The following is an 18,997-nucleotide window of genomic DNA, read 5'->3' on the forward strand; positions in this document are numbered from 1 at the left end:
ACGGTCCGCGGATCGTCCGCGTAGACGTAATCGGCTGACTATCCTGTTGGTGGACCATGATTTTTTCGCAAAAAGGCGTTCGCCTTTTGCGATCACTCGTCTAGTTTGCCGACAGGCGGACGAAACGGCAGAAAGACCCGAGATCAGATGATGCCGCAGCACAGCGGACACGCCATCGACGACGACGCGGAAGGCCAACGCGTCTCGGCCCTCTCGCCCTTCCAGCACGGCATCTTCCGTGCGGTCTGGAGCGCCAGCCTCGTCTCAAATCTCGGCGGCCTGATCCAGGGCGTCGGCGCCGCCTGGATGATGACCCAGATCGCTACGTCGTCCTACCAGGTTGCATTGGTGCAGGCTTCCACCACGCTTCCGATCATGCTCTTCGCCCTCGTCGCCGGCGCTATCGCGGACAGTTTCAACCGCCGCAAGGTGATGCTGGTCGCTCAGGCCTTCATGCTGGTCGTCTCAGGCTTCCTGATGGCTTTCACCTATCTCGACCTCTTGACGCCATGGCTGCTGCTCGCCTTCACGTTCCTGATCGATTGCGGCACCGCCTTGAACAGCCCGTCCTGGCAGGCGTCGGTCGGCGACATGGTGCCGCGCCGGAAAGTGCCTGCCGCGGTGGCGCTGAATTCCATGGGCTTCAACCTGACTCGAAGCGTTGGACCGGCCATAGGCGGCGTCATCGTCGCGGCGGCCGGCGCCGCGGCCGCCTTTGCCGCCAATGCACTGAGCTATGTGGCGCTCATTATCGTCTTGATGCGCTGGAAACTCGAGGAGCCGGCCCGGCCGCTGCCGCGCGAAACATTGGGCGCGGCGATGTTCGCCGGCGTGCGCTACGTCGCCATGTCGCCGAACATCGGCAAGGTCCTGGTGCGCGGGTTTGCCTTCGGCTTCACCGCCGGCGCGGTGCTGGCGCTGCTGCCTCTGGTGGCGCGTGATCTCGTCAAGGGTGGTCCGCTGACCTATGGCGTCATGCTCGGCGCTTTCGGCGTCGGCGCGGTCGGCGGCGCGCTCATCAGCGGTCGCATGCGCCAGATCCTGCCGAGCGAAACGCTGGTAAGGCTTGCCTTCGCGGGCTTCGCCGTTTGTGCCTTCGTTGCCGGCATCAGCACGCAGGCCTGGCAGACCGCGCTCGGCCTGCTTGTCGGCGGCGCCTGCTGGGTGCTGGCGATGTCGCACTTCAATATCACGGTGCAGATGTCGACCCCACGCTGGGTCGTCGGACGCGCGCTATCCATCTACCAGATGGCGACTTTCGGCGGCATTGCCCTGGGGAGCTGGATCTGGGGCGTATTTGCCGACGGCAACGGCGTCGACACCGCCCTGCTGTTCGTCAGCGTGGCTCTCCTGCTCGGCGGCGCGATTGGATTTCTCCTGCCGCTGCCCCAGCACGCCATGCCCAACCTCGACCCGCTGGACCGCTGGACCGAACCGATGCTGGCGCTCGACCTGAAGCCGCGCAGCGGCCCCATCGCGATCACCATCGAATACATCATCAGGGACGAAGACATAAAGGAGTTCCTGGCCGTGATGGCGGAACGCAGCCGCATCCGCCGCCGCGACGGCGCCCGCAACTGGGTGTTGGCGCGCGACCTGGAGCATCCGGAAATCTGGATCGAGACCTACCATACGCCGACCTGGCTGGACTATATCCGGCACAACAAGCGCATGACGCACGCCGACGCGGAAATCTGGGAACGCATTCGGGCGCTCCATGCCGGGCCCGAACGCCCGCGCGTGCGCCGCATGATCGAGCGATCGACTCATGCAATGATGTCGCCCAGAGGGCAGGAAGAACACTAAGCCTTGGCCGCGACTTAGCCTTCGCCCGAAAGGTCCCGCCGCGCCTTGTCGAGTTCCTCGGCATAGCGGCGCATGAGATGGCCTTCCGTCAAAAGACCGACCACGGTCCGGTCGGTGAAGTCCGCCACGACGGCAAGCTCCTCGGCGCCGGCGCGCTGGAAGGTTTCAGCGGCGGACTGCACGTTCATGGTCGGCACCAGCACGGCATCCTTGTACTTCGCCAGCGTCAGCACCGTGCTTTCGGGGTTGGATGTGTCGCTGTAAATCTCCGAGACGATCAGGACGCCGGCATAGCGCCCCTCGCCGTCCAGCGCGACGAGCCGCTGCGCCGATCCAAGGGGTACTGTCTTGCGGAATTCGGCCAGCGTCGTCGACGCCCCGATGGTGCGGACATCCTTGCGCATCATCAGGCCGACATTCAGGCTGCGCATCCAGCCGACATCGTGCGCACTGCGGATCGTCTCGCCGCGCAGATGGAAGCGCCAGGTGGAGAAGGAATAGCCGAAGGTTTCCCGCACCAGAATGGCCGACATGATCGACGCCGCCAGCACCACGCCGCTCAGCGTCAGGTCGCCGGTGGATTCCAGCGCCAGGAAAGTCAGCGTCAGCGGTCCGCCGACGACGCCCACCGCCAGCGAGGTCATGCCGACGACGGCGGCAACGCCAGCGTCGATCCCGGTGGCCGGCGACACGAACGCCATAATGCCGGCGAACAGTTTGCCAAGCAGGGCGCCAAGAAACAGCGAGGCGAAAAACAACCCCCCGCGAAAGCCGGAGCCGAGCGAGATGGCCGAAGCCGCCAGCTTGAGCAGGAAGACAGTCGCCACGACGCCGAGACCGTAATTCATGGCGAATTCGCGGTGCAGCGCGCCGTGGCCGCTGGCCAGAACCTGCGGTGTCACCAGGCCCAGCAACCCGACCAGGCATCCGCCGAGGAAAGGGCGCACGGATGCGTCGATGGTCAGCCGCGCGAAGCCGCGCTCGACCAGCGACACCAGTTGCATGATCGCGATGGACGCGCCGCCGCCGATCAGGCCGAGCAGCAGGAATGGCAGATACTGGCTTGCTGTCAGCGCCGGCAGACCCTCAAGTTCCAGCGGAAAGGGCACGCCGCCGAAAATCTCGGCCGTCAGCGCGGCGCAGATGGCCGCCGTCATCACCGGCGCCACATTGGCCACCGAATAGATGCCGATGACGAGTTCGAACCCATAGAACGCCCCGGTCAACGGCGCGTCGAAGGCGGCGGCGATGGCGCCGGCCGCGCCGCAGCCGACAAGGATGCGGACATCGTTGCGGCGCAGGCGCAGAAACCGCGCCAGCCGCGAGGCCAGCCCCGAACCGACCTGCGTGTATCCTGCCTCCAGGCCGACGGACGCGCCAAAGCCGCTGGAAAGCATGGTCTGCGCTGCAATGATGAACGTATCGGTCAGCGACATGCGTCCGCCATAGAGCGCGTTGGCCTCGATCGGATCGACGGGCGTGCGGAACTTGTGTTTGCGCAGCCAGATGATGCTCAAGCCCAAAAGGATGCCACCGATTGCCGGCAACGCCGCCTGCGAGGGATGCTGCAGCGAGAACATGCCCGACAGCCTGCCGCCCGGCTGGACGTCGAAGAGAAGTCCATGCAACCCCTGCACGGCGGCGCTCATCGCGGTGACCAGGATGCCGGCGATCACGCCCACCAGTCCTGCCAGGAGCACGACGGCGATGCCGCGCGCCTCGAGAATGGGAATGGAACGGATCAGCAGCGCCCGCAGGCGGCGAGCGTGGACGGGCAGTTTTTCAGCAGAAAGCAACGGGCGGCTCGCAGGGATCGACAGTCGGAAAGGCAAGTCTGCCTCGGTCGCAATGTTCTGATACGCCCGGCATTTGTCGATGGCAACCGCTGAAATCCGCCATCCAGCCGATGCCGCATTGACCGCGGACGTGCCACCTTCGCGCAAGCTTGGTCCGCTAGGTTTGCGTCTCGGGTCGCCGTTCGCGGCCGGCTGGCGTTTGGAGACGAAATGGCCATCAGCGAAAGCATCGCGGCGACGCCGCTGCCGCGCAACAGCCGCGATATCTTCTTCGCGCTCGGCATCGTCGTCATCCTGGCCGTGCTGTTCCTGCCGATCCCGGCTTTCCTGATCGACGTCGGCCTCGCCTTCTCCATCGCACTGTCCGTGCTGATCCTGATGGTGGCCTTGTGGATCCAGCGGCCGCTCGATTTCTCGTCCTTCCCGACTGTGCTGCTCATCGCGACCATGCTGCGGCTGTCGCTCAACATCGCCACCACCCGCATGATCCTGTCGCATGGCAATGAGGGAACCCACGCTGCCGGCTACGTCATTTCGGGCTTTTCCAAGCTCGTCATGTCGAGCGACTTCGTCATCGGCCTGATCGTCTTCCTCATCCTTGTCGTGGTGAACTTCATCGTCATCACCAAGGGCGCGACGCGCATCGCCGAAGTCGGCGCCCGCTTTACGCTCGATGCCATCCCCGGCAAGCAGATGTCGATCGACGCCGATCTGTCAGCCGGCATGATCGACGACAAGACCGCGCAGCTTCGCCGCCGCGAACTGGAGGAGGAATCCTCCTTCTTCGGCTCCATGGACGGCGCCTCGAAATTCGTCCGTGGCGACGCCATCGCCGGCCTGATCATCACCGCCATCAACATCGTCGGCGGCATCGCCATCGGCTATCTGCGCCATGATATGAGCATGGGCCAGGCGGCCGACGTGTTCATCAAGCTGTCGGTCGGCGACGGCCTGGTCACGCAGATACCGGCGTTGATCGTCTCGCTCGCCGCCGGCCTGCTGGTCTCGAAGGGCGGCACGCGCGGCTCGGCGGACCAGGCAGTGTTCGGACAGCTCGGCGCTTATCCCCGCGCATTGTATGTCGCCGCGGCGCTGCTGACGCTGCTGTCGCTGATGCCCGGCCTGCCGATGTTCCCGTTCATCACGCTTGCCGCGGCGATGGCGGCGTTGGGTTACATCATCCCGATGCGCCACAACCGGCGCGTGGCTGAAGCCGAAGAAACAAAGAAACAGGAAGCCGCGACCAAGGTCGAGGAAGAGAAAAACTCCGTCAAGTCGTCACTCGCCACCGCCGAGGTCGAATTGCTGGTCGGCAAGCAGCTTTCCACCAAGCTGCTCACCTCGCATCAGGAACTCGCCTTCCGCATGGGCAAGATGCGCAAGAAGTTCGCCACGCAATATGGCTTCGTCGTGCCGGAGGTGCGCCTCACCGACGATTTCGCCATTCCGCCCAAGAGCTACCAGATCAAGATCCACGGCACAGTGGTGGCCGAGCACCAGATGCGCGTCGGCGAATTGATGGTTCTGCTCGGGACGCGCGAGGTTCCGGAAATTCCCGGCGAGGAGGTTCGCGAGCCGGCCTTCGGAATGCGCGCCTATTCGGTTCTCGAAGCCTTCACCGAGGATTTGAAACGCGAACAGTTCACTTTTGCCGACAATATGTCGGTTCTGCTGACCCATCTGTCGGAGGTGATCCGCAACAACCTGCCGCAGCTTCTGTCCTACAAGGACATGAAGGCGCTGCTCGAACGGCAGGACCCCGAATACCGCAAGCTGGCGGACGAGATCTGCTCGCAGCACATTTCCTACCCTGGCCTGCAGGCGGTGCTGAAACTGCTGCTGGCCGAGCGCGTCTCGATCCGCAATCTGCATCTCATCATTGAAGCCATCGCCGAGATCGCACCGCATGTGCGCCGCACCGAGCAGATCGTCGAGCATGTGCGCGTGCGCATGGCCCAGCAGATTTGCGGCGACCTGACCGAAGCCGGCGTGCTGAAGGTGCTGCGTCTCGGCAACCGGTGGGACCTTGCCTTCCATCAAAGCCTCAAGCGCGACGCCAAGGGCGAAATCCGCGAGTTCGACATCGATCCGCGCCAACTCGAGGAATTCGGCCAGGACGCCACCAAGGCGATCCGCAAGCACCTTGAGGCCGGCGAACGTTTTGTCCTCGTCACCGCACCGGATGCGCGGCCCTATGTGCGCATGATCATCGAACGCCTGTTCGCCACCTTGCCGGTGCTGAGCCATGTGGAGATCGCCAAGGGCGTCGAGATCAGGGTGCTGGGCACCATCTCGTGATGATATGATCCCCCTTTCGGCCCTCTCCCAGAGCGTTATCCTCGCGGCGTTTCTCGCCTTCTGCCGCATCGGCGCCTGCTTCATGATCATGCCGGGCCTGTCCAGCGTGCGCGTGCCCCTGCAGGTGCGGCTGTTCCTGGCGATTGCAATAACCGTTGGCCTGCTGACCTTCCTGTGGGACCGCATCTACCCCTTTGTCAGCCCCCAGCCGCAGATCCTCGTCCCGATGATCCTGTCCGAGCTTCTCGTCGGCGGACTGATCGGCGCCATGACACGGCTCTACATGGAAGCGCTGCGCTTCATGGGCTCGGCCATCGCCATGCTGATCGGCTACGGCGGCGCCGGCGGTCCCGCCATTGAGGAGCCGGATCCGCAAGCGGCGCTCGCCGCCATCATCTCGTTCTCGGCGCTGCTTCTGCTGTTCGTCTTCGACTTCCACCACGAGATCATCCGGGCGCTGGTGTCGTCCTACGCGGTCGCGCCCGTGAATGTCTTTTTCAATCCCCAGGCGGCTTTGGTCGATATCTCCGACACCGTGTCGGAAACTTTCTTCCTCGTCATCAGGCTCGGCAGCCCGTTCATCGCCTATGCCATCCTGGTCAACCTGACGATCGGCTTCGTCAACAAGCTGACGCCGCAGATCCCGGTCTATTTCATCTCCCTTCCCTTCGTCATCGCCGGCGGCCTGATCATCTTCTACTTTGCCATCGGCACGCTGCTGTCGCTCTTCGTCGACGGCTATGTCGACCTGACCTTGGCGCGATAGACGATGACCGAACGCAAGGACCGCCTCAAGAAACTGGTGAAAGTGCAGGAGCAGCTGAAGGCCCTGCACGAAACGCGGCGCGCCGGCTTCCTAGCGGCTGCCTCGGCGGCCGGGCAGGAAACCGCCGAGCTGATGCAGCGCTTCGACGCCGAAGGCTCGCTGTCGAGCCTGTTTCCGGAACTTTACCATCGCCGGATTGCCGAGGCCGCCGACCGGCAGACCCAAAATCTCGAAAGCGCGCAACAGGAAGCCGGCCTGCTGGCTTCCGCGACGGCGCGCACCAACATGGTCGAGCGCGCCTACCGCAGCGCACGCCGCGACGACGAGCGGCAGAAGTCCGACCGCGACCGGCTGGAACTCATCGAGCAGAAGCGTCATCGCGACTGACTGCGCAAAAGCCGAGCCCGTAAGCCTGCCACAAGCTTGTTGCGGCATGATCCTTTCTAACGAAATGGCAGAAGGCCGTCCTTCTTGGCGATCTCACCACCCAGCGACATCGTACTCGACGTAGCCCGCGCCGCGGAGCCGCAGGATGTCGAGGCGGCGCGCGCCGCATTGCTGAAACGCGCCGGTGGAGCTGCCGCCACTTTCTCGGTCGGCGAGACCGGCCTGTCGCGGCAGTCCGAAGCGCCGGCGGCCGACAACAAGTTCAAGCGCTTCGAGGCGATGGTCCTGCAGACCTTCATCCAGAACATGCTGCCCAAGGACGCCGAAGGCGTCTACGGCAAGGGCCTGGCCGGCGACATGTGGAAATCGCAGCTTGCCGAGCGGCTGGCCGATGTCATGGCCGAGCGCGGCGGCATCGGCATCGCCAAATCCATGCTCGCCGACCACTACATGGACGGCAAGCGCAAGGTGCCCGTCGGACCCGTTTCGGGCGGACCGGGGAAGACAGAACTCGACGAGCAGAGCAGCCTGTCGGAATCGCTGGTTCAGCAGATTCAGCTCAGGATCGCGCGCGCACTGGGCGAGGAGCGTGCAGTCACCGCAACGAAAACGGAAAGTCCGGCATGAGCGAGTACTCGGAATTCACGGCGAACCTGCCCGCCCGCGCCACGGCCGAAGCATCGCCTTCCGCGGTCAGGCCCGGCAATCTGGCAGCCATCATGGGACGCATCGAGGAGGCCGTCGAAGACGAAACGGCCGGCATCCGGACCACCACCGGCTTCGACCTCAAGGCCTCGAATGCACGCAAGAGCCGCTACCTCTACGAACTCAACCGCGCCATGAAGGGCGTGAACCAGGCCGACTTCCTGCAAGAGCACCGTGAGGGATTGCTGCGCCTGCGCCACAAGCTGGCGCGCAACGAGGCCGCGATCCTGGCCCACCTGAACGCCGTCAGCGAAGTCGCCAATCTGATGCGGGACGCCATCCAGAACGCCGAGACCGACGGTACCTATTCCGCCGGCGAATTCGGGCGGGCGGGCGCTTGATCAAGTTCATCGTCGCCGCGCTGTGGATCTGCGCCGCCACCGTCGGCGCCGTGTTCTATTCGTTCCAGGCCACTGGCGCCCGCAACGAGGAAGTCGCTACCAAGCCGCTTCTGGGCGGGCTCGACTACGTCAACACCGGCACCCTTTCCATACCGCTGATGCGCAATTCCAAGATCGAAGGCTATTTCATCGCCAAGCTCGTCTATACGGTCGAGCCGGCGCAGATGGCCAAGCTGTCGGTTCCCGCCAACGCGCTTTTCACCGACGAGATTTATTCCTACCTCTATTCCAACCCGCAGATCGATTTCACCCGGCAGGACACGATCGATGTCGAGGCACTACGCACCAAGCTGCGCGAGGCCGTCAACAAGCGCGTCGGCGTCGATCTCGTCAGCGAGGTGCTGATCGATCAGCTCGATTTCCTTTCCAAGGACGAAATCCGCGACAATGCCCTGCGGCGGCGCAGCGGCCCTTCGACCGCATCCGAAATGACCAAGGCTTTCGCCACCCCCGCTAGCGGGCATTGAAGCAGATCCGCCGCGGCAGCCGCCGATGACGACCGGCATGGCCTTGAAATCCGGAAGCCGGACAGCCAAGCCCGAATCCCGGACCGGCAGAATTCCAGCCAAATCACGTTGACGTAAACGTCAACCACTGTATATGGCTGTTGAGACGCAGGATCGCGCAGTGCATGGATGCAACGGGCAAAAGCCGCGCGGAATTCCGGCTGACAGCAAACGGACGAGGAGATCGACATGGGTGTTCAGGAAATAGCCGACAAACTCAAGCCGCAGGTCGCAAGCGCCGGCTTCGACCGCTCGGTCAAGTTCGATACCGGCTCGGACGGCGTCATCGTCATCGACGGCGCCACCATCTCCACCGCGGACGCGCCGACCGACTGCACCATCAAGCTTTCGCTCGACGATCTTGAATCGCTGATCGCCGGCGACCTCAACCCGACCATGGCCTTCATGACCGGCAAGATAAAGGTCGAGGGCGACATGACGGTCGCCATGCAGCTTTCGTCGCTGATCGGCTGACGCCAGCGACAGGGGACAAAAAAGCGCCGTCGCGAGACGGCGCTTTTTATTGTCCGGCCTGGCTCAGCCTGACTCAGGCGGCCAGGGAAAGCCGTTCGGCCCTTGCCTTGCGACCCGTGGGCCGCAGCGTGCCCTGCTCGCCGTCCAGCGCACCATCGACCAGTTCCAGCGCCAGGAAGCGATGGCGCTCGTAAGGACCGGGCATCGAAAGCTGTCCGGTCTTGTCGGCCGAGAAGCCGAACCGCGCATAGTAAGGCGCATCGCCGACCAGCAGGATGGCGCGATGGCCGAGGCGCGCGGCCTCCTGGATCGCATGCCGCATCAGCGCCGAACCGAAGCCGGCGTTTTTCAACGACGGATCGACAGCCAGCGGACCGAGCAGCAACGCCTCGGAACCGCCCTCGCCCAGCGAGACGTTCCACAGGCGAACCGTTCCAACCAACAAACCAGTCTCGTCCTTCACAGCGAAGGCGAGCCCCTCGGCGGGCCGGCGGCCGCGCCGCAGCTTTTCCGACGACTTGCGCTTGCGCCCAGGCCCCATGGCGCGGTCGAGCAGCGCTTCGCGCGCCGGCACGTCGACGGCGGTTTCAGCAGCGATAAGCAAGGCCGGGGAGACCTCCGGCAGGGTGTATGCAAGTTCCATATCCGCGATCCTTCACGAGCGGAGAAAGTCCACAAGCGAACCGTCGCCGGCATGACGCCGGCGCACGGGGTGATCCGACGCTCTTTTGAGCGTCAGATCACGTAGGATCGGAGCGGCTCGAAGCCGTTGAACGCCACCGCCGAGTAGGTGGTGGTGTAGGCTCCGGTGCCCTCGATCAGCACCTCGTCGCCGATGGTCAGCGACAGCGGCAGCGGATACGGCGTCTTTTCATACATGACGTCGGCCGAATCGCAGGTCGGGCCGGCGAGCACGCACGGGGTCTTCTCGTCGGCGTCACGGGCAGTGACGATCGGATAGCGGATCGCCTCGTCCATCGTCTCGGCCAGACCGCCGAACTTGCCGATGTCGAGATAGACCCAGCGCACATTGTCGTTGTCGGCCTTCTTCGAGATCAACACGACTTCCGACTTGATGACGCCGGCATTGCCGACCATGCCGCGGCCCGGCTCGATGATGGTCTCCGGGATGCGGTTGCCGAAATGCTTGCGCAGCGCCGAGAAGATCGCCTGGCCATAGGCCTGGGCCGCCGGCACGTCGCGCAGATAGCGCGTCGGGAAGCCGCCGCCCATATTGACCATCTTCAACACAATGCCTTCCTCGGCCAGCGTTGCGAACACCTGCTTGGCGTCGCCCAGCGCACGGTCCCAGGCCGACAGGTCGCACTGCTGCGAGCCGACATGGAACGACACGCCATGCGCGTCGAGGCCGAGCTTCCGCGCATGGCGCAGCACGTCGACCGCCATCGCCGGCACGCAGCCGAACTTGCGCGACAGCGGCCACTCGGCGCCTTCGCCGTCGGTCAGCACGCGGCAGAACACCTGGCTGCCGGGCGCCGCGCGGGCGACCTTCTCGACCTCCTCGACGCAATCGACGGCGAACAGGCGGATGCCGAGTTCGTAGGCGCGGGCGATGTCGCGCTCCTTCTTGATCGTGTTGCCGAACGAGATGCGGCTGGCCGGCGCGCCGGCATCCATCGCCATCTCGGCTTCAGCAACCGACGCGGTGTCGAAGGACGAGCCCATCGCGGCCAGCAGGCGCAGGATTTCCGGCGCCGGGTTGGCCTTCACCGCGTAATAGATCTTGGAGTCCGGCAACGCCTTTTCGAAGGCGACGAAATTGTCGCGCACGACATCGAGATCGACGACGAGGCAGGGGCCGGACGGACGTCGGGTGGAGAGGAAATCGAGGATGCGCTGGGTGGCCATGCTATTCTCCCAATGCGCCTTGCGGCGCGCACTAAGGCTGCGATCCACGGGCGCTCGGCCTCGCTTCTCGCGAATGGACAAAGGCGGTACGACCCCTCATGGAACCAGCCGGTGGAGACCCCGGAACCATGAAATGCCGTCTCGCGGCGATGAGCTGAAGCCTTGCCCGGCTCCTGCTCGCTTTGTCTGCCTTGGCTTGGATGGGAGTTCCCAACCGCACTGCCGGCAATGATGGTGTGCCTCTTCAGTAACCCCGGTCTTTGGACGAACCGGAAGAGAACCAGAAAGGCCCGCACCGTCGTTGCTTCAAGGTGTCCTCGATTTCGCGGTTGGCCGTGAAACCGACTGGAGGGGTTAGCTCCAGTTACCTTACCGATTTCCTCGCCATTCGAGGGATCGGCGGACACCCACAGGCACGTGCGACTTTGGGCAAGCGCGATATAGGGACATGCGCCTTCACAATCAATTAAAATCTCGTCCCGCGGGAAAATTTTTAGGACTGCGAACAATGGCGAACCTATTGTATTCATCGAGTGAACGACGTTCGCGACGAGGAATCGATCCCCATGGACACGCTCACACGCATGCGCGCCTTCATCGACGTGGTCGAGGCGGAGGGGTTTTCCGCCGCGGCGCGCAAGATCGGCCGCTCCAAGGCGCTGTTATCCAAATATGTGCGCGAGCTCGAGGACGAGCTGGGCGCCCTGCTGCTTAACCGCACAACCCGGCAGTTCTCGCTGACCGAAGCCGGCCACACCTACTATCGCCGCGCCTCCGAGATCGTTCGCGAAGTCGACAATCTGGCCGACGCGGTGCGCGAATCATCCGGCGACGTGCGCGGCCGCATCAAACTCTCCGCGCCGCGCACCTTCGGCGATGCGCCGATCGGCCAATCGCTGATCGACTTCGCCAAACAGCACCCCGAGATCGTTCTGGAGATCCATCTCGACGACCGCTTCGTCGATCTGGTCGAAGAAGGCTTCGACCTTGCCGTGCGCATCTCGCGGCTGGAGAACTCCTCGCTGATCGCGCGCAAGCTGGCGCCTTTCTCCGTAAAAGTCTGCGGTTCGCCCGAACTGATTGCCCGGCACGGAATGCCGGTCCGGCCGCAGGACCTGGCGCGCGCACCCTGCATCATCGATACCAACGGCCGCTGGCTGTCGAACTGGCCGTTCCGGGGCGACGAGAACGACACGATCAGCGTCTCGGTTTCCGGTCCGATCGAGGTCAACAGCCCGATGGCCGCGCGCGCAGCCGCCGTCGCCGGGCTGGGATTTTGCCTGCTGCCCGATTTCATCGCAGCACCCGAGATCGCCAGCGGAAGGCTGCTGCCCGTGCTGGACGACCGCATCCTGTCCGGCGGCGGCATCTTCGCCGTCTATCCGCACCGCCGCTACCTGCCGGCCAAGGTGCGGGTGTTCGTCGATTTCCTGGTGCAATGGTTCAAGAACACGTGAACGGCCTGTGCTTGCCGGCAATCATGCCTGTGGCGGTCCCAATTTCGCCCGCTTTCTGGTAGTTTTCGGCCATGCCCGAATTCGATGGAATCCGCGACCGACGATGAGCTTGAGAAAATCGATCTGCACGTCGTCGCTGGCCTTGGCTGGGCTCCTCGCCACGGCGCTGCCGGCTGAGGTCCATCCGCACGTCTTTGCCGAGGCGCGGCTCGACGTCGTTCTCAACCCGGACCACCAGAGCGTCAAGGCGCTGCGGCATCTGTGGCGATTCGACGATCTGTTCTCCAGCACGGTGATGATGGAATTCGACAAGAATTCCGACCTGAAGCTGGATGACGCCGAACTCAAGGAAGTCGGCGACACCATCTTCGCCTCGCTGGCCGAATATGATTATTTCCAGCTCGTCACGGTGGATGGCAAGGACGTCAAGATGAAGGCACCGACCTCCATCATGGCGAACTTCGACAACAACCAGCTCATCGTCCTGTTCGAATCCGAACCGGAAACGCCGATCAAGCTGGCCGGCAAGGTCGATTTCGGCGTCTACGATCCGAGCTTCTACACCTCCATCGACTTCACCGAGGACGCCAACATGGCGGTCGACGGACTGCCGGCGACCTGCACCAGGACCGTTATCCGCCCGGACCCGGATCAGGCCATCTCGCAGAACCAGAAGACGCTGACGGAAGCGTTCTTCAACGATCCGACGGGCACCGACATGAGCAAGATCTTCGCCACCAAGCTCGAACTGAACTGCCAGGCATCATGAAGGAAGGCACCGGCATGAAGACGCTATCGCGTATGGCCTTCGTTCTCCTGCTGGCCGGCTTTGCCGCACCGCACTTCGCCGGGATCGCCCATGCGCAAAGTTCCCTCGGCATCGGCACCAACGACGCCATCGTTCCGTCCACGGGGCTGTTTTCGCACTGGATGATCTGGATCAACCAGCACCAGCAGGCGTTCTACCGCTCACTGGCCACCGCCATGAAGGCGATGCGCGAGGACGGCAGCAAGCTATGGCTGCTGATCGGCCTGTCGTTCGCCTACGGCATCTTTCATGCTGCCGGGCCCGGCCACGGCAAGGCGGTGATCTCGTCCTACATGGTTGCCAACGAAGTGGCGCTGCGTCGCGGCATTCTTTTGTCTTTCGTGTCGGCCTTCCTGCAGGCCTTCACCGCCATCGCGGTGATGACGCTGGCCTATTTCGTCCTGCGCGGCACGGCGATCTCGATGACGGATGCGGCCTGGTTCCTGGAAATCACCAGCTATGTCTTCGTCACCGCCTTCGGCGCCTGGCTTTTGTGGAAAAAGGCCGGCCCGTCGATCCTGCGCCTGTTCGGCGCCGGCCCCGCCTACAGCCTGTCCGCCGCGCAGACCCATGCCGGTCATTCACACGGGCATCATTCACACGACCACCATGCGCACGATCTTTCCGGCCACGCACATGCCCATTTGCATGAGGCGCATTCCCATCATGCCGACGAGCATAACCATCACGAGCACGCACACCACGGCGCGGCTCACCACCATCATATGCACGCCGTCGGCGAGGTCTGTGAAACCTGCGGCCATTCGCATGCGCCGGACCCTGCGCTGCTCTCCGGCGAACGCTTCGACTGGCGCACCGCATGGTCGGCGGTTGTAGCCGTCGGCATCCGTCCCTGCTCGGGCGCGCTGATCGTGCTGTCGTTCGCCTTTCTCAACGGCCTGTGGGTTGGCGGCGTCCTGTCGGTGCTCGCCATGGCGGTCGGCACCGCAATCACCGTTTCGGCGCTGGCGACCATCGCGGTGACGGCCAAGAACTGGGCCGTGACGATGGCCGGCGACGGTCGCCTCGGCAACCGCATCCACTCCGCCGTCGAGATCGGCGGCGCCGCCTTCGTATTCCTGTTCGGGGTACTTCTGCTGTCCGCCAGCCTGAGCGCTTAGCGTCTATTCAGTCCGCCTTGCCGCGCCGGCTGCGGCCACGCAGCCAGAACAGCAGGAAGAACGCCAGCACAAAGGCGACCGCGACGACGCCGGCCAGAACGGTCGAAACCTTGCCCAGCGCCAGCATGAGGGTCGGCATGAAGTAGGCCCCTACCCCGAAGACCAGGATGATGCACAGCGCGGCAATGGCGGCGTTCTTGCTGTCGCGGTCCAATACATTGCTCCGATCGAGAATAAGACTGTCCGGCAATGCGCCCGGATCTCAGCGCTCAATGATAGTGGCGGGGATCGGTCGGCGCACCATGCGCGTGATCCGCTTCGTCGTGCCCATGCTCATGGTCATGGTCATGTTGGTGGTCATGCCCTTTGGCATCGGCGCAATGGCCGTATTCCGGTTCCACCGTCGCGTGGGTGATGCCGTGATTGGCTGCAAGCCGCGCCTTGATGGCGCTGACCGCGCCATGTGGATCGACGCCCTCGTCCAGACACGCATGCAAGGTCGCCATGTTCTTCGTGCCGTCGAGGCTCCAGACATGCACGTGATGCACCTCGCGCACCCCCGGAACCGAATTTTGGATGTCCCTGGCGATGCCGTCGCGGTCGAGGCTGGCAGGCACGCCTTCCAGCAGCAGGTGCGCAGCATCGCGCATGAGCCCCCACGCCGTCGAAAGCACCAGCACGGCAACCAGCACGGAGAGGATAGGATCGATCGGCGTCCAGCCGGTATAAAGGATGACCAAAGCGGCAACGATCGCCGCCGCTGAGCCCAGCATGTCCCCCAGCACGTGCACGATCGCTCCACGCATGTTCAGGCTGCTGCGATCGCCGCCATGCAACACCAGAAACCCGGCGATGTTCACGATCAGCCCGATGACGGCCACGACGAGCATCGGTCCGCCGAGCACTTGCGGCGGATCCTGGAACCGCCGCCAGGCCTCATAGACGATCCACAGCGCAATGACGAAGATCGCGATGCCGTTGGTGTAGGCGACGAGGGTTTTTACCCGGCCGAAGCCGTAGGTCATGCGGGCTGTTGCCGGCCGCTCGGCGAGATGGAAGGCATACCAGGCCAAAACCAGCGCGATCGAATCCGTCAGCATGTGCCCGGCATCGGCCAGCAGCGCCAGCGAGCCGGTCAGCACCCCGCCCAGCGCCTCGACGACCATGAAGCCCCCGGTAAGCACCGCCGCGATCAGAACCCGGGTCTTGTTGGTGTCCTTGTAGGCGTCGACGCCGTGCGAATGCCCGCTGTGGCCGGCGCCATGATCGTGCGTCATTGCGAACCCATGTGACGAAATAACCTTACGCGCCAATCACTTACGGAAATCTTCGAGGCGCCGTTTCTGGTTGCCATCCCTATCAAAGTTGTCCGCGTCGAGCCAGCCCTGATAAGTTTTTTTGAGCGCCGGCCATTCCTTGTCGATGATCGAGTACCAGGCCGTGTCGCGGTTCTCGCCCTTGACCACGATGTGCTGGCGGAAAATCCCCTCGAAGGTGAAGCCGAAGCGTTCCGCCGCGCGCTTGGACGGCTCGTTGCGGTTGTTGCATTTCCATTCGTAGCGCCGGTAGCCCAGTTCATCGAAGATATATTGAGCGAACAGGAACTGCGCCTCTGTCGCCGCGGGACGGCGGGAAACCAGCGGCCCCCAGTAGATATTGCCGATCTCGATGACACCATTGGCCGGATCGTGCCGCATCAGTGTCTGGCGGCCAGCGACCTTGCCGCTCGCCTTGTCGATGACGGCGAAGAAGAGAGGGTCCGCGCTTGCCTCGGCCTTTTCCAGCCATTGCCCAAACGCGGCGCGCGATTGCGGCGCTTCCTCGAACAGCCAGCGGAAACGGCCATCCGCATCCGAAACGCTCGACGCCTCGAACAGATCGTCGCCGTGTCTGGCGGCATCCAGCGGCTCCAGCCTTACATACCGGCCATCGAGGACCTTGCGTTGCGGCAGCGGCCGCTTCTGCCAGTTCTTGAGATCGTCGCTCACGCCGGTTCCCTTTGGATTGACACCTGCCGCGCACCCTTCCAAAAACGCCCTGCCCTCATTAGCACCAATCTGGACCAAGAGAATGCTCCACACCATTTCCGCTTTCGACCGCCTGGGCGAAGAAAACGCCTTCGCCGTGCTGGCGCGGGCCACCGCCCTCGCCCATCAGGGCCGCGATATTGTCAATCTCGGCATCGGCCAGCCGGATTTCCGCACGCCCGAGCACATCGTCGAGGCCGCCATCAAGGCGTTGCGCGACGGCCAACATGGCTACACGCCGGCCAACGGCCTGCTGGCGACGCGCGAGGCGGTGGCGCGGCGCACGCTTGCCACCACCGGCGTCGAGGTTTCGCCTGAAACGGTGATGATCCTGCCGGGCGGCAAGCCGACGATGTTCGCCGCTATCCTGATGTTCGGCGAGCCGGGAACGGAAATCCTCTATCCGGATCCCGGCTTCCCGATCTATCGCTCGATGATCGAATTCACTGGCGCAACGCCGGTGCCGGTGCCGATCCGCGAAGCCAACGGCTTTGCCTTCTCGGCCGAGGAGACGCTTTCGCTGATCACGCCGAAAACGCGGCTGCTGATCCTCAACTCACCTGCCAACCCGACCGGCGGCGTCACGCCGAAAGCCGAAATAGAGAAACTGGTGAAGGGCATCGAGGCGCATCCCCACGTCGCCATCCTGTCCGACGAGATCTACGACGTCATGACCTATGACGGCGAGACGGCGACGTCGCTGCTCACCTTCCCGGAGATCAGGGATCGGCTGATCGTGCTCAACGGCTGGTCGAAGACCTGGGCGATGACCGGTTGGCGCATGGGCTGGTCGATCTGGCCGAACGGCGAGAAAGGCGCGCATCTGTACGACAAGGTGCGCAAGCTGGCCGTCAATTGCTGGTCCTGCGTCAACGCGCCCAGCCAGTATGCGGGCATTGCCGCGATCGATGGTCCGCAGGACGAGGTCGAGCACATGCTCAAGGCCTTCGACCGGCGCCGCAAGCTTGTCGTCGAAGGGCTGAATGCCTTGCCGCAGGTCAGTTGCATAACGCCGAAGGGCGCTTTCTATGCCTTTCCAAACATCGAGAAGACCGGCTGGAAAGCGAAGAAGCTGGCATCGGCCCTGCTGGAGGATGCTGGTGTCGCCCTGATCGGCGGACCCGATTTCGGCATTCTCGGCGAGGGATATCTGCGCCTGTCCTATGCCAATTCGGAAGAAAACATCCTGCGTGCGCTGGATCGAATAAAAGAATTCTTGAACAAGAAAAATGCAGCCGAAACGTAAAAAGCCCGCCCCGGAAGGGCGAGCTTTTCGAAATCATCCGACGTATGAGATTTTACATCTTGTCGGTAATGACGATGTTCTGCACGCGAGTCGGCGTGTTGCTGTCGAACTGGATGGTCACCTTCTTGCCGGCGGCAAGGCCTTCCGGAACGGCAACCTGTTCATCAAGCGTGAAAGACTTACCATCGTCAAGGGTAAGAAGATGCGAACTAGAATCGTAGCTCTTGACGGTAGCCGCAAGATCTTCAGCAAATGCAACGCCAGTCATCATGGCGATACCAGCAATAGCGAGCACAAGTTTCTTCATCACGTCCTCCTGAGTTGATATTATAGAAACGTGGCGTGGTCGAAAAAGTTGCACCGCTCGACTTAAATACGGAAACAAAAAAGGGCGGTCCGCATAGGACCGCCCCTAATATGGAACCGGCTTGGGAGGAGGATAGCCGATCCGACTGATGAAAATGATGCGCTTGCTGGGTTAACCAATGGTTAACGGCGCATCGCGCCATCACCAGCGCGGGTTCGGCGACGTCCCTGCCGGCACCGGCGCCGGCGTCTTGACCGAAGAAACCGTCGCCTCGACGTGATCGACCAGAGCGTCCGGCAGGCCCAGGCGACCCGCCAGCAGATCGAGGTAGCCGCGTTCGGCCCGCGTGTCGGGATCGATGGTCAGGCGCGAGGCGGTGTAGAGTTCGACCTTCTGCGCTTCCGTCTTTGCCGACCCCACGATCTCGTCGAGATCCAGCGGAGCGGCCAGTTCGTTCTTCAGAAACTGCTCGGCCTCGGCGCCAATACCGGAAAGACCGAGCTTGTTGCCGATCTTCTGACGCTCTTCCTCATCGATATGTCCGTCGGCCTTGGCGGCGGCGATCATCGCCCGCACCAGCGTCAGCGCGAATTCATCCTCGCCCTGCGGCGCCTGGGAAGGATGGAAATCGGTGCCGGCAGGCGGCGGCAGCAGTTCGGGCTCGGCCGACTGGTTCGCTTGCGGAGCGCTGCCCTGCTTGTAATTCTGATAGGCCTTGTAGGCGAGGCCGCCGATTGCTGCCAGCCCACCGAGCTTGAGGGCCGAGCCGGTGACCTGACGGCCGGTGCCCGTTCCCAGAAGCACCGCGGCGATAGCCCCGGCGGCAAGCGGATTATCCTTGGCAAGCTGCGTCGCCTGCTGCGCCTTCTCGCGCACCGTGGATGTGGTCCCCGGTATGTTGGATCCCAGAAGATCGTCGAGCAGCTTCTTGGGGTCGAGCATCAAAACCTCCACAATTGGCCCGGTGCGGGCAGGTTGGACTGCAGGTGAAGTAGGCCCGGCAAGGCGACATTACAATGACGG

Annotated in this window: 20 protein-coding genes; 12 read left to right on the forward strand and 8 right to left on the reverse strand. The window is 63.4% G+C overall.

The features are described 5' to 3' along the window. The first annotated feature begins 150 nt into the window (after window positions 1-150). On the forward strand, window positions 151-1,806 hold the full coding sequence (locus tag ASD44_RS10310) for an MFS transporter (protein WP_056115868.1): 1,656 nt from the start codon (window positions 151-153) through the stop codon (window positions 1,804-1,806). A 14-nt stretch (window positions 1,807-1,820) separates the two neighbouring features. Here the strand turns inward: ASD44_RS10310 and ASD44_RS10315 are convergent, their stop codons facing one another. After that, window positions 1,821-3,602 carry a chloride channel protein gene (locus ASD44_RS10315; RefSeq protein ID WP_056111317.1) on the reverse strand — a complete coding sequence of 594 codons (1,782 nt, stop codon included), beginning with the start codon at window positions 3,600-3,602 and terminating at the stop codon, window positions 1,821-1,823. A 210-nt stretch (window positions 3,603-3,812) separates the two neighbouring features. Between ASD44_RS10315 and flhA the strand changes: the two genes are divergently transcribed. The 7 genes from flhA (at window position 3,813) to ASD44_RS10350 (ending at window position 9,139) form a co-directional block, all read left to right on the forward strand. Next, the gene (gene flhA, locus ASD44_RS10320) at window positions 3,813-5,900 is read left to right on the forward strand and encodes a flagellar biosynthesis protein FlhA (protein WP_056111320.1); all 2,088 of its coding nucleotides are present in this window, start codon (window positions 3,813-3,815) and stop codon (window positions 5,898-5,900) included. 4 nt (window positions 5,901-5,904) lie between these two features. Then, window positions 5,905-6,666 (forward strand): flagellar biosynthetic protein FliR, encoded by a 762-nt coding sequence (fliR, locus tag ASD44_RS10325; protein ID WP_056111323.1) that lies wholly within the window; start codon window positions 5,905-5,907, stop codon window positions 6,664-6,666. A 3-nt stretch (window positions 6,667-6,669) separates the two neighbouring features. After that, a complete protein-coding gene (locus ASD44_RS10330) occupies window positions 6,670-7,053 on the forward strand; it encodes a hypothetical protein (protein WP_056111325.1) in 384 nt (127 codons plus the stop codon). Window positions 7,054-7,137: 84 nt separating this feature from the next. Next, window positions 7,138-7,680 (forward strand): rod-binding protein, encoded by a 543-nt coding sequence (locus ASD44_RS10335; RefSeq protein WP_056111328.1) that lies wholly within the window; start codon window positions 7,138-7,140, stop codon window positions 7,678-7,680. Beyond that, complete coding sequence (locus tag ASD44_RS10340; RefSeq protein WP_056111332.1) at window positions 7,677-8,099, forward strand: hypothetical protein; 423 nt, start codon at window positions 7,677-7,679, stop codon at window positions 8,097-8,099. The genes ASD44_RS10335 and ASD44_RS10340 overlap by 4 nt, the downstream gene beginning before the upstream one ends. Next, window positions 8,096-8,626 (forward strand): hypothetical protein, encoded by a 531-nt coding sequence (locus ASD44_RS10345; RefSeq protein WP_056111334.1) that lies wholly within the window; start codon window positions 8,096-8,098, stop codon window positions 8,624-8,626. Before ASD44_RS10340 ends, ASD44_RS10345 begins: the two co-directional genes overlap by 4 nt. A 228-nt stretch (window positions 8,627-8,854) precedes the next feature. Beyond that, window positions 8,855-9,139, forward strand: coding sequence for an SCP2 sterol-binding domain-containing protein (locus tag ASD44_RS10350; RefSeq protein ID WP_056111336.1), 285 nt, complete (start codon window positions 8,855-8,857; stop codon window positions 9,137-9,139). Between the two features lie 73 nt (window positions 9,140-9,212). Here ASD44_RS10350 and ASD44_RS10355 read toward each other — a convergent pair whose 3' ends face one another. Then, window positions 9,213-9,782, reverse strand: a complete 570-nt coding sequence (locus tag ASD44_RS10355) for an N-acetyltransferase (RefSeq protein WP_056111338.1) — start codon at window positions 9,780-9,782, stop codon at window positions 9,213-9,215. 92 nt (window positions 9,783-9,874) lie between these two features. Then, on the reverse strand, window positions 9,875-11,008 hold the full coding sequence (odc2, locus tag ASD44_RS10360; RefSeq protein WP_056111342.1) for an ornithine/lysine decarboxylase: 1,134 nt from the start codon (window positions 11,006-11,008) through the stop codon (window positions 9,875-9,877). A gap of 566 nt (window positions 11,009-11,574) precedes the next feature. Here odc2 and ASD44_RS10365 point away from each other — a divergent pair. The 3 genes from ASD44_RS10365 to ASD44_RS10375 all read left to right on the forward strand — a co-directional run bounded on the left by ASD44_RS10365 (window position 11,575) and on the right by ASD44_RS10375 (window position 14,394). Further along, window positions 11,575-12,465, forward strand: coding sequence for a LysR family transcriptional regulator (locus ASD44_RS10365; RefSeq protein ID WP_056115871.1), 891 nt, complete (start codon window positions 11,575-11,577; stop codon window positions 12,463-12,465). 103 nt (window positions 12,466-12,568) lie between these two features. Beyond that, on the forward strand, window positions 12,569-13,234 hold the full coding sequence (locus ASD44_RS10370; RefSeq protein ID WP_056111345.1) for a DUF1007 family protein: 666 nt from the start codon (window positions 12,569-12,571) through the stop codon (window positions 13,232-13,234). Window positions 13,235-13,248: 14 nt separating this feature from the next. After that, window positions 13,249-14,394, forward strand: a complete 1,146-nt coding sequence (locus tag ASD44_RS10375) for a nickel/cobalt transporter (protein ID WP_156459827.1) — start codon at window positions 13,249-13,251, stop codon at window positions 14,392-14,394. A 7-nt stretch (window positions 14,395-14,401) separates the two neighbouring features. Here the strand turns inward: ASD44_RS10375 and ASD44_RS10380 are convergent, their stop codons facing one another. Genes ASD44_RS10380 through ASD44_RS10390 form a run of 3 tightly spaced genes read right to left on the reverse strand, consistent with a single transcriptional unit; the run spans window position 14,402 to window position 16,382 of the window. Further along, on the reverse strand, window positions 14,402-14,608 hold the full coding sequence (locus tag ASD44_RS10380; protein ID WP_056111351.1) for a hypothetical protein: 207 nt from the start codon (window positions 14,606-14,608) through the stop codon (window positions 14,402-14,404). Window positions 14,609-14,663: 55 nt separating this feature from the next. Further along, window positions 14,664-15,671, reverse strand: a complete 1,008-nt coding sequence (locus ASD44_RS10385) for a cation diffusion facilitator family transporter (protein WP_056111354.1) — start codon at window positions 15,669-15,671, stop codon at window positions 14,664-14,666. A gap of 36 nt (window positions 15,672-15,707) precedes the next feature. Beyond that, entirely contained in the window at window positions 15,708-16,382 is a 675-nt protein-coding gene (locus ASD44_RS10390; protein ID WP_056111357.1) for a GNAT family protein, read from the reverse strand. Between the two features lie 82 nt (window positions 16,383-16,464). Here ASD44_RS10390 and ASD44_RS10395 point away from each other — a divergent pair, with 82 nt between their 5' ends. Continuing rightward, window positions 16,465-17,667, forward strand: a complete 1,203-nt coding sequence (locus ASD44_RS10395; protein ID WP_056111360.1) for a pyridoxal phosphate-dependent aminotransferase — start codon at window positions 16,465-16,467, stop codon at window positions 17,665-17,667. 52 nt (window positions 17,668-17,719) lie between these two features. Here ASD44_RS10395 and ASD44_RS10400 read toward each other — a convergent pair whose 3' ends face one another. Then, window positions 17,720-17,974, reverse strand: a complete 255-nt coding sequence (locus ASD44_RS10400; RefSeq protein WP_056111363.1) for a DUF1344 domain-containing protein — start codon at window positions 17,972-17,974, stop codon at window positions 17,720-17,722. 201 nt (window positions 17,975-18,175) lie between these two features. After that, window positions 18,176-18,916: a tellurite resistance TerB family protein gene (locus tag ASD44_RS10405; protein ID WP_056111365.1), complete on the reverse strand. Its 741-nt coding sequence runs from the start codon at window positions 18,914-18,916 to the stop codon at window positions 18,176-18,178. Window positions 18,917-18,997: the final 81 nt, after the last annotated feature.

This window comes from Mesorhizobium sp. Root554 (assembly GCF_001427025.1).
GTDB lineage: Bacteria > Pseudomonadota > Alphaproteobacteria > Rhizobiales > Rhizobiaceae > Mesorhizobium.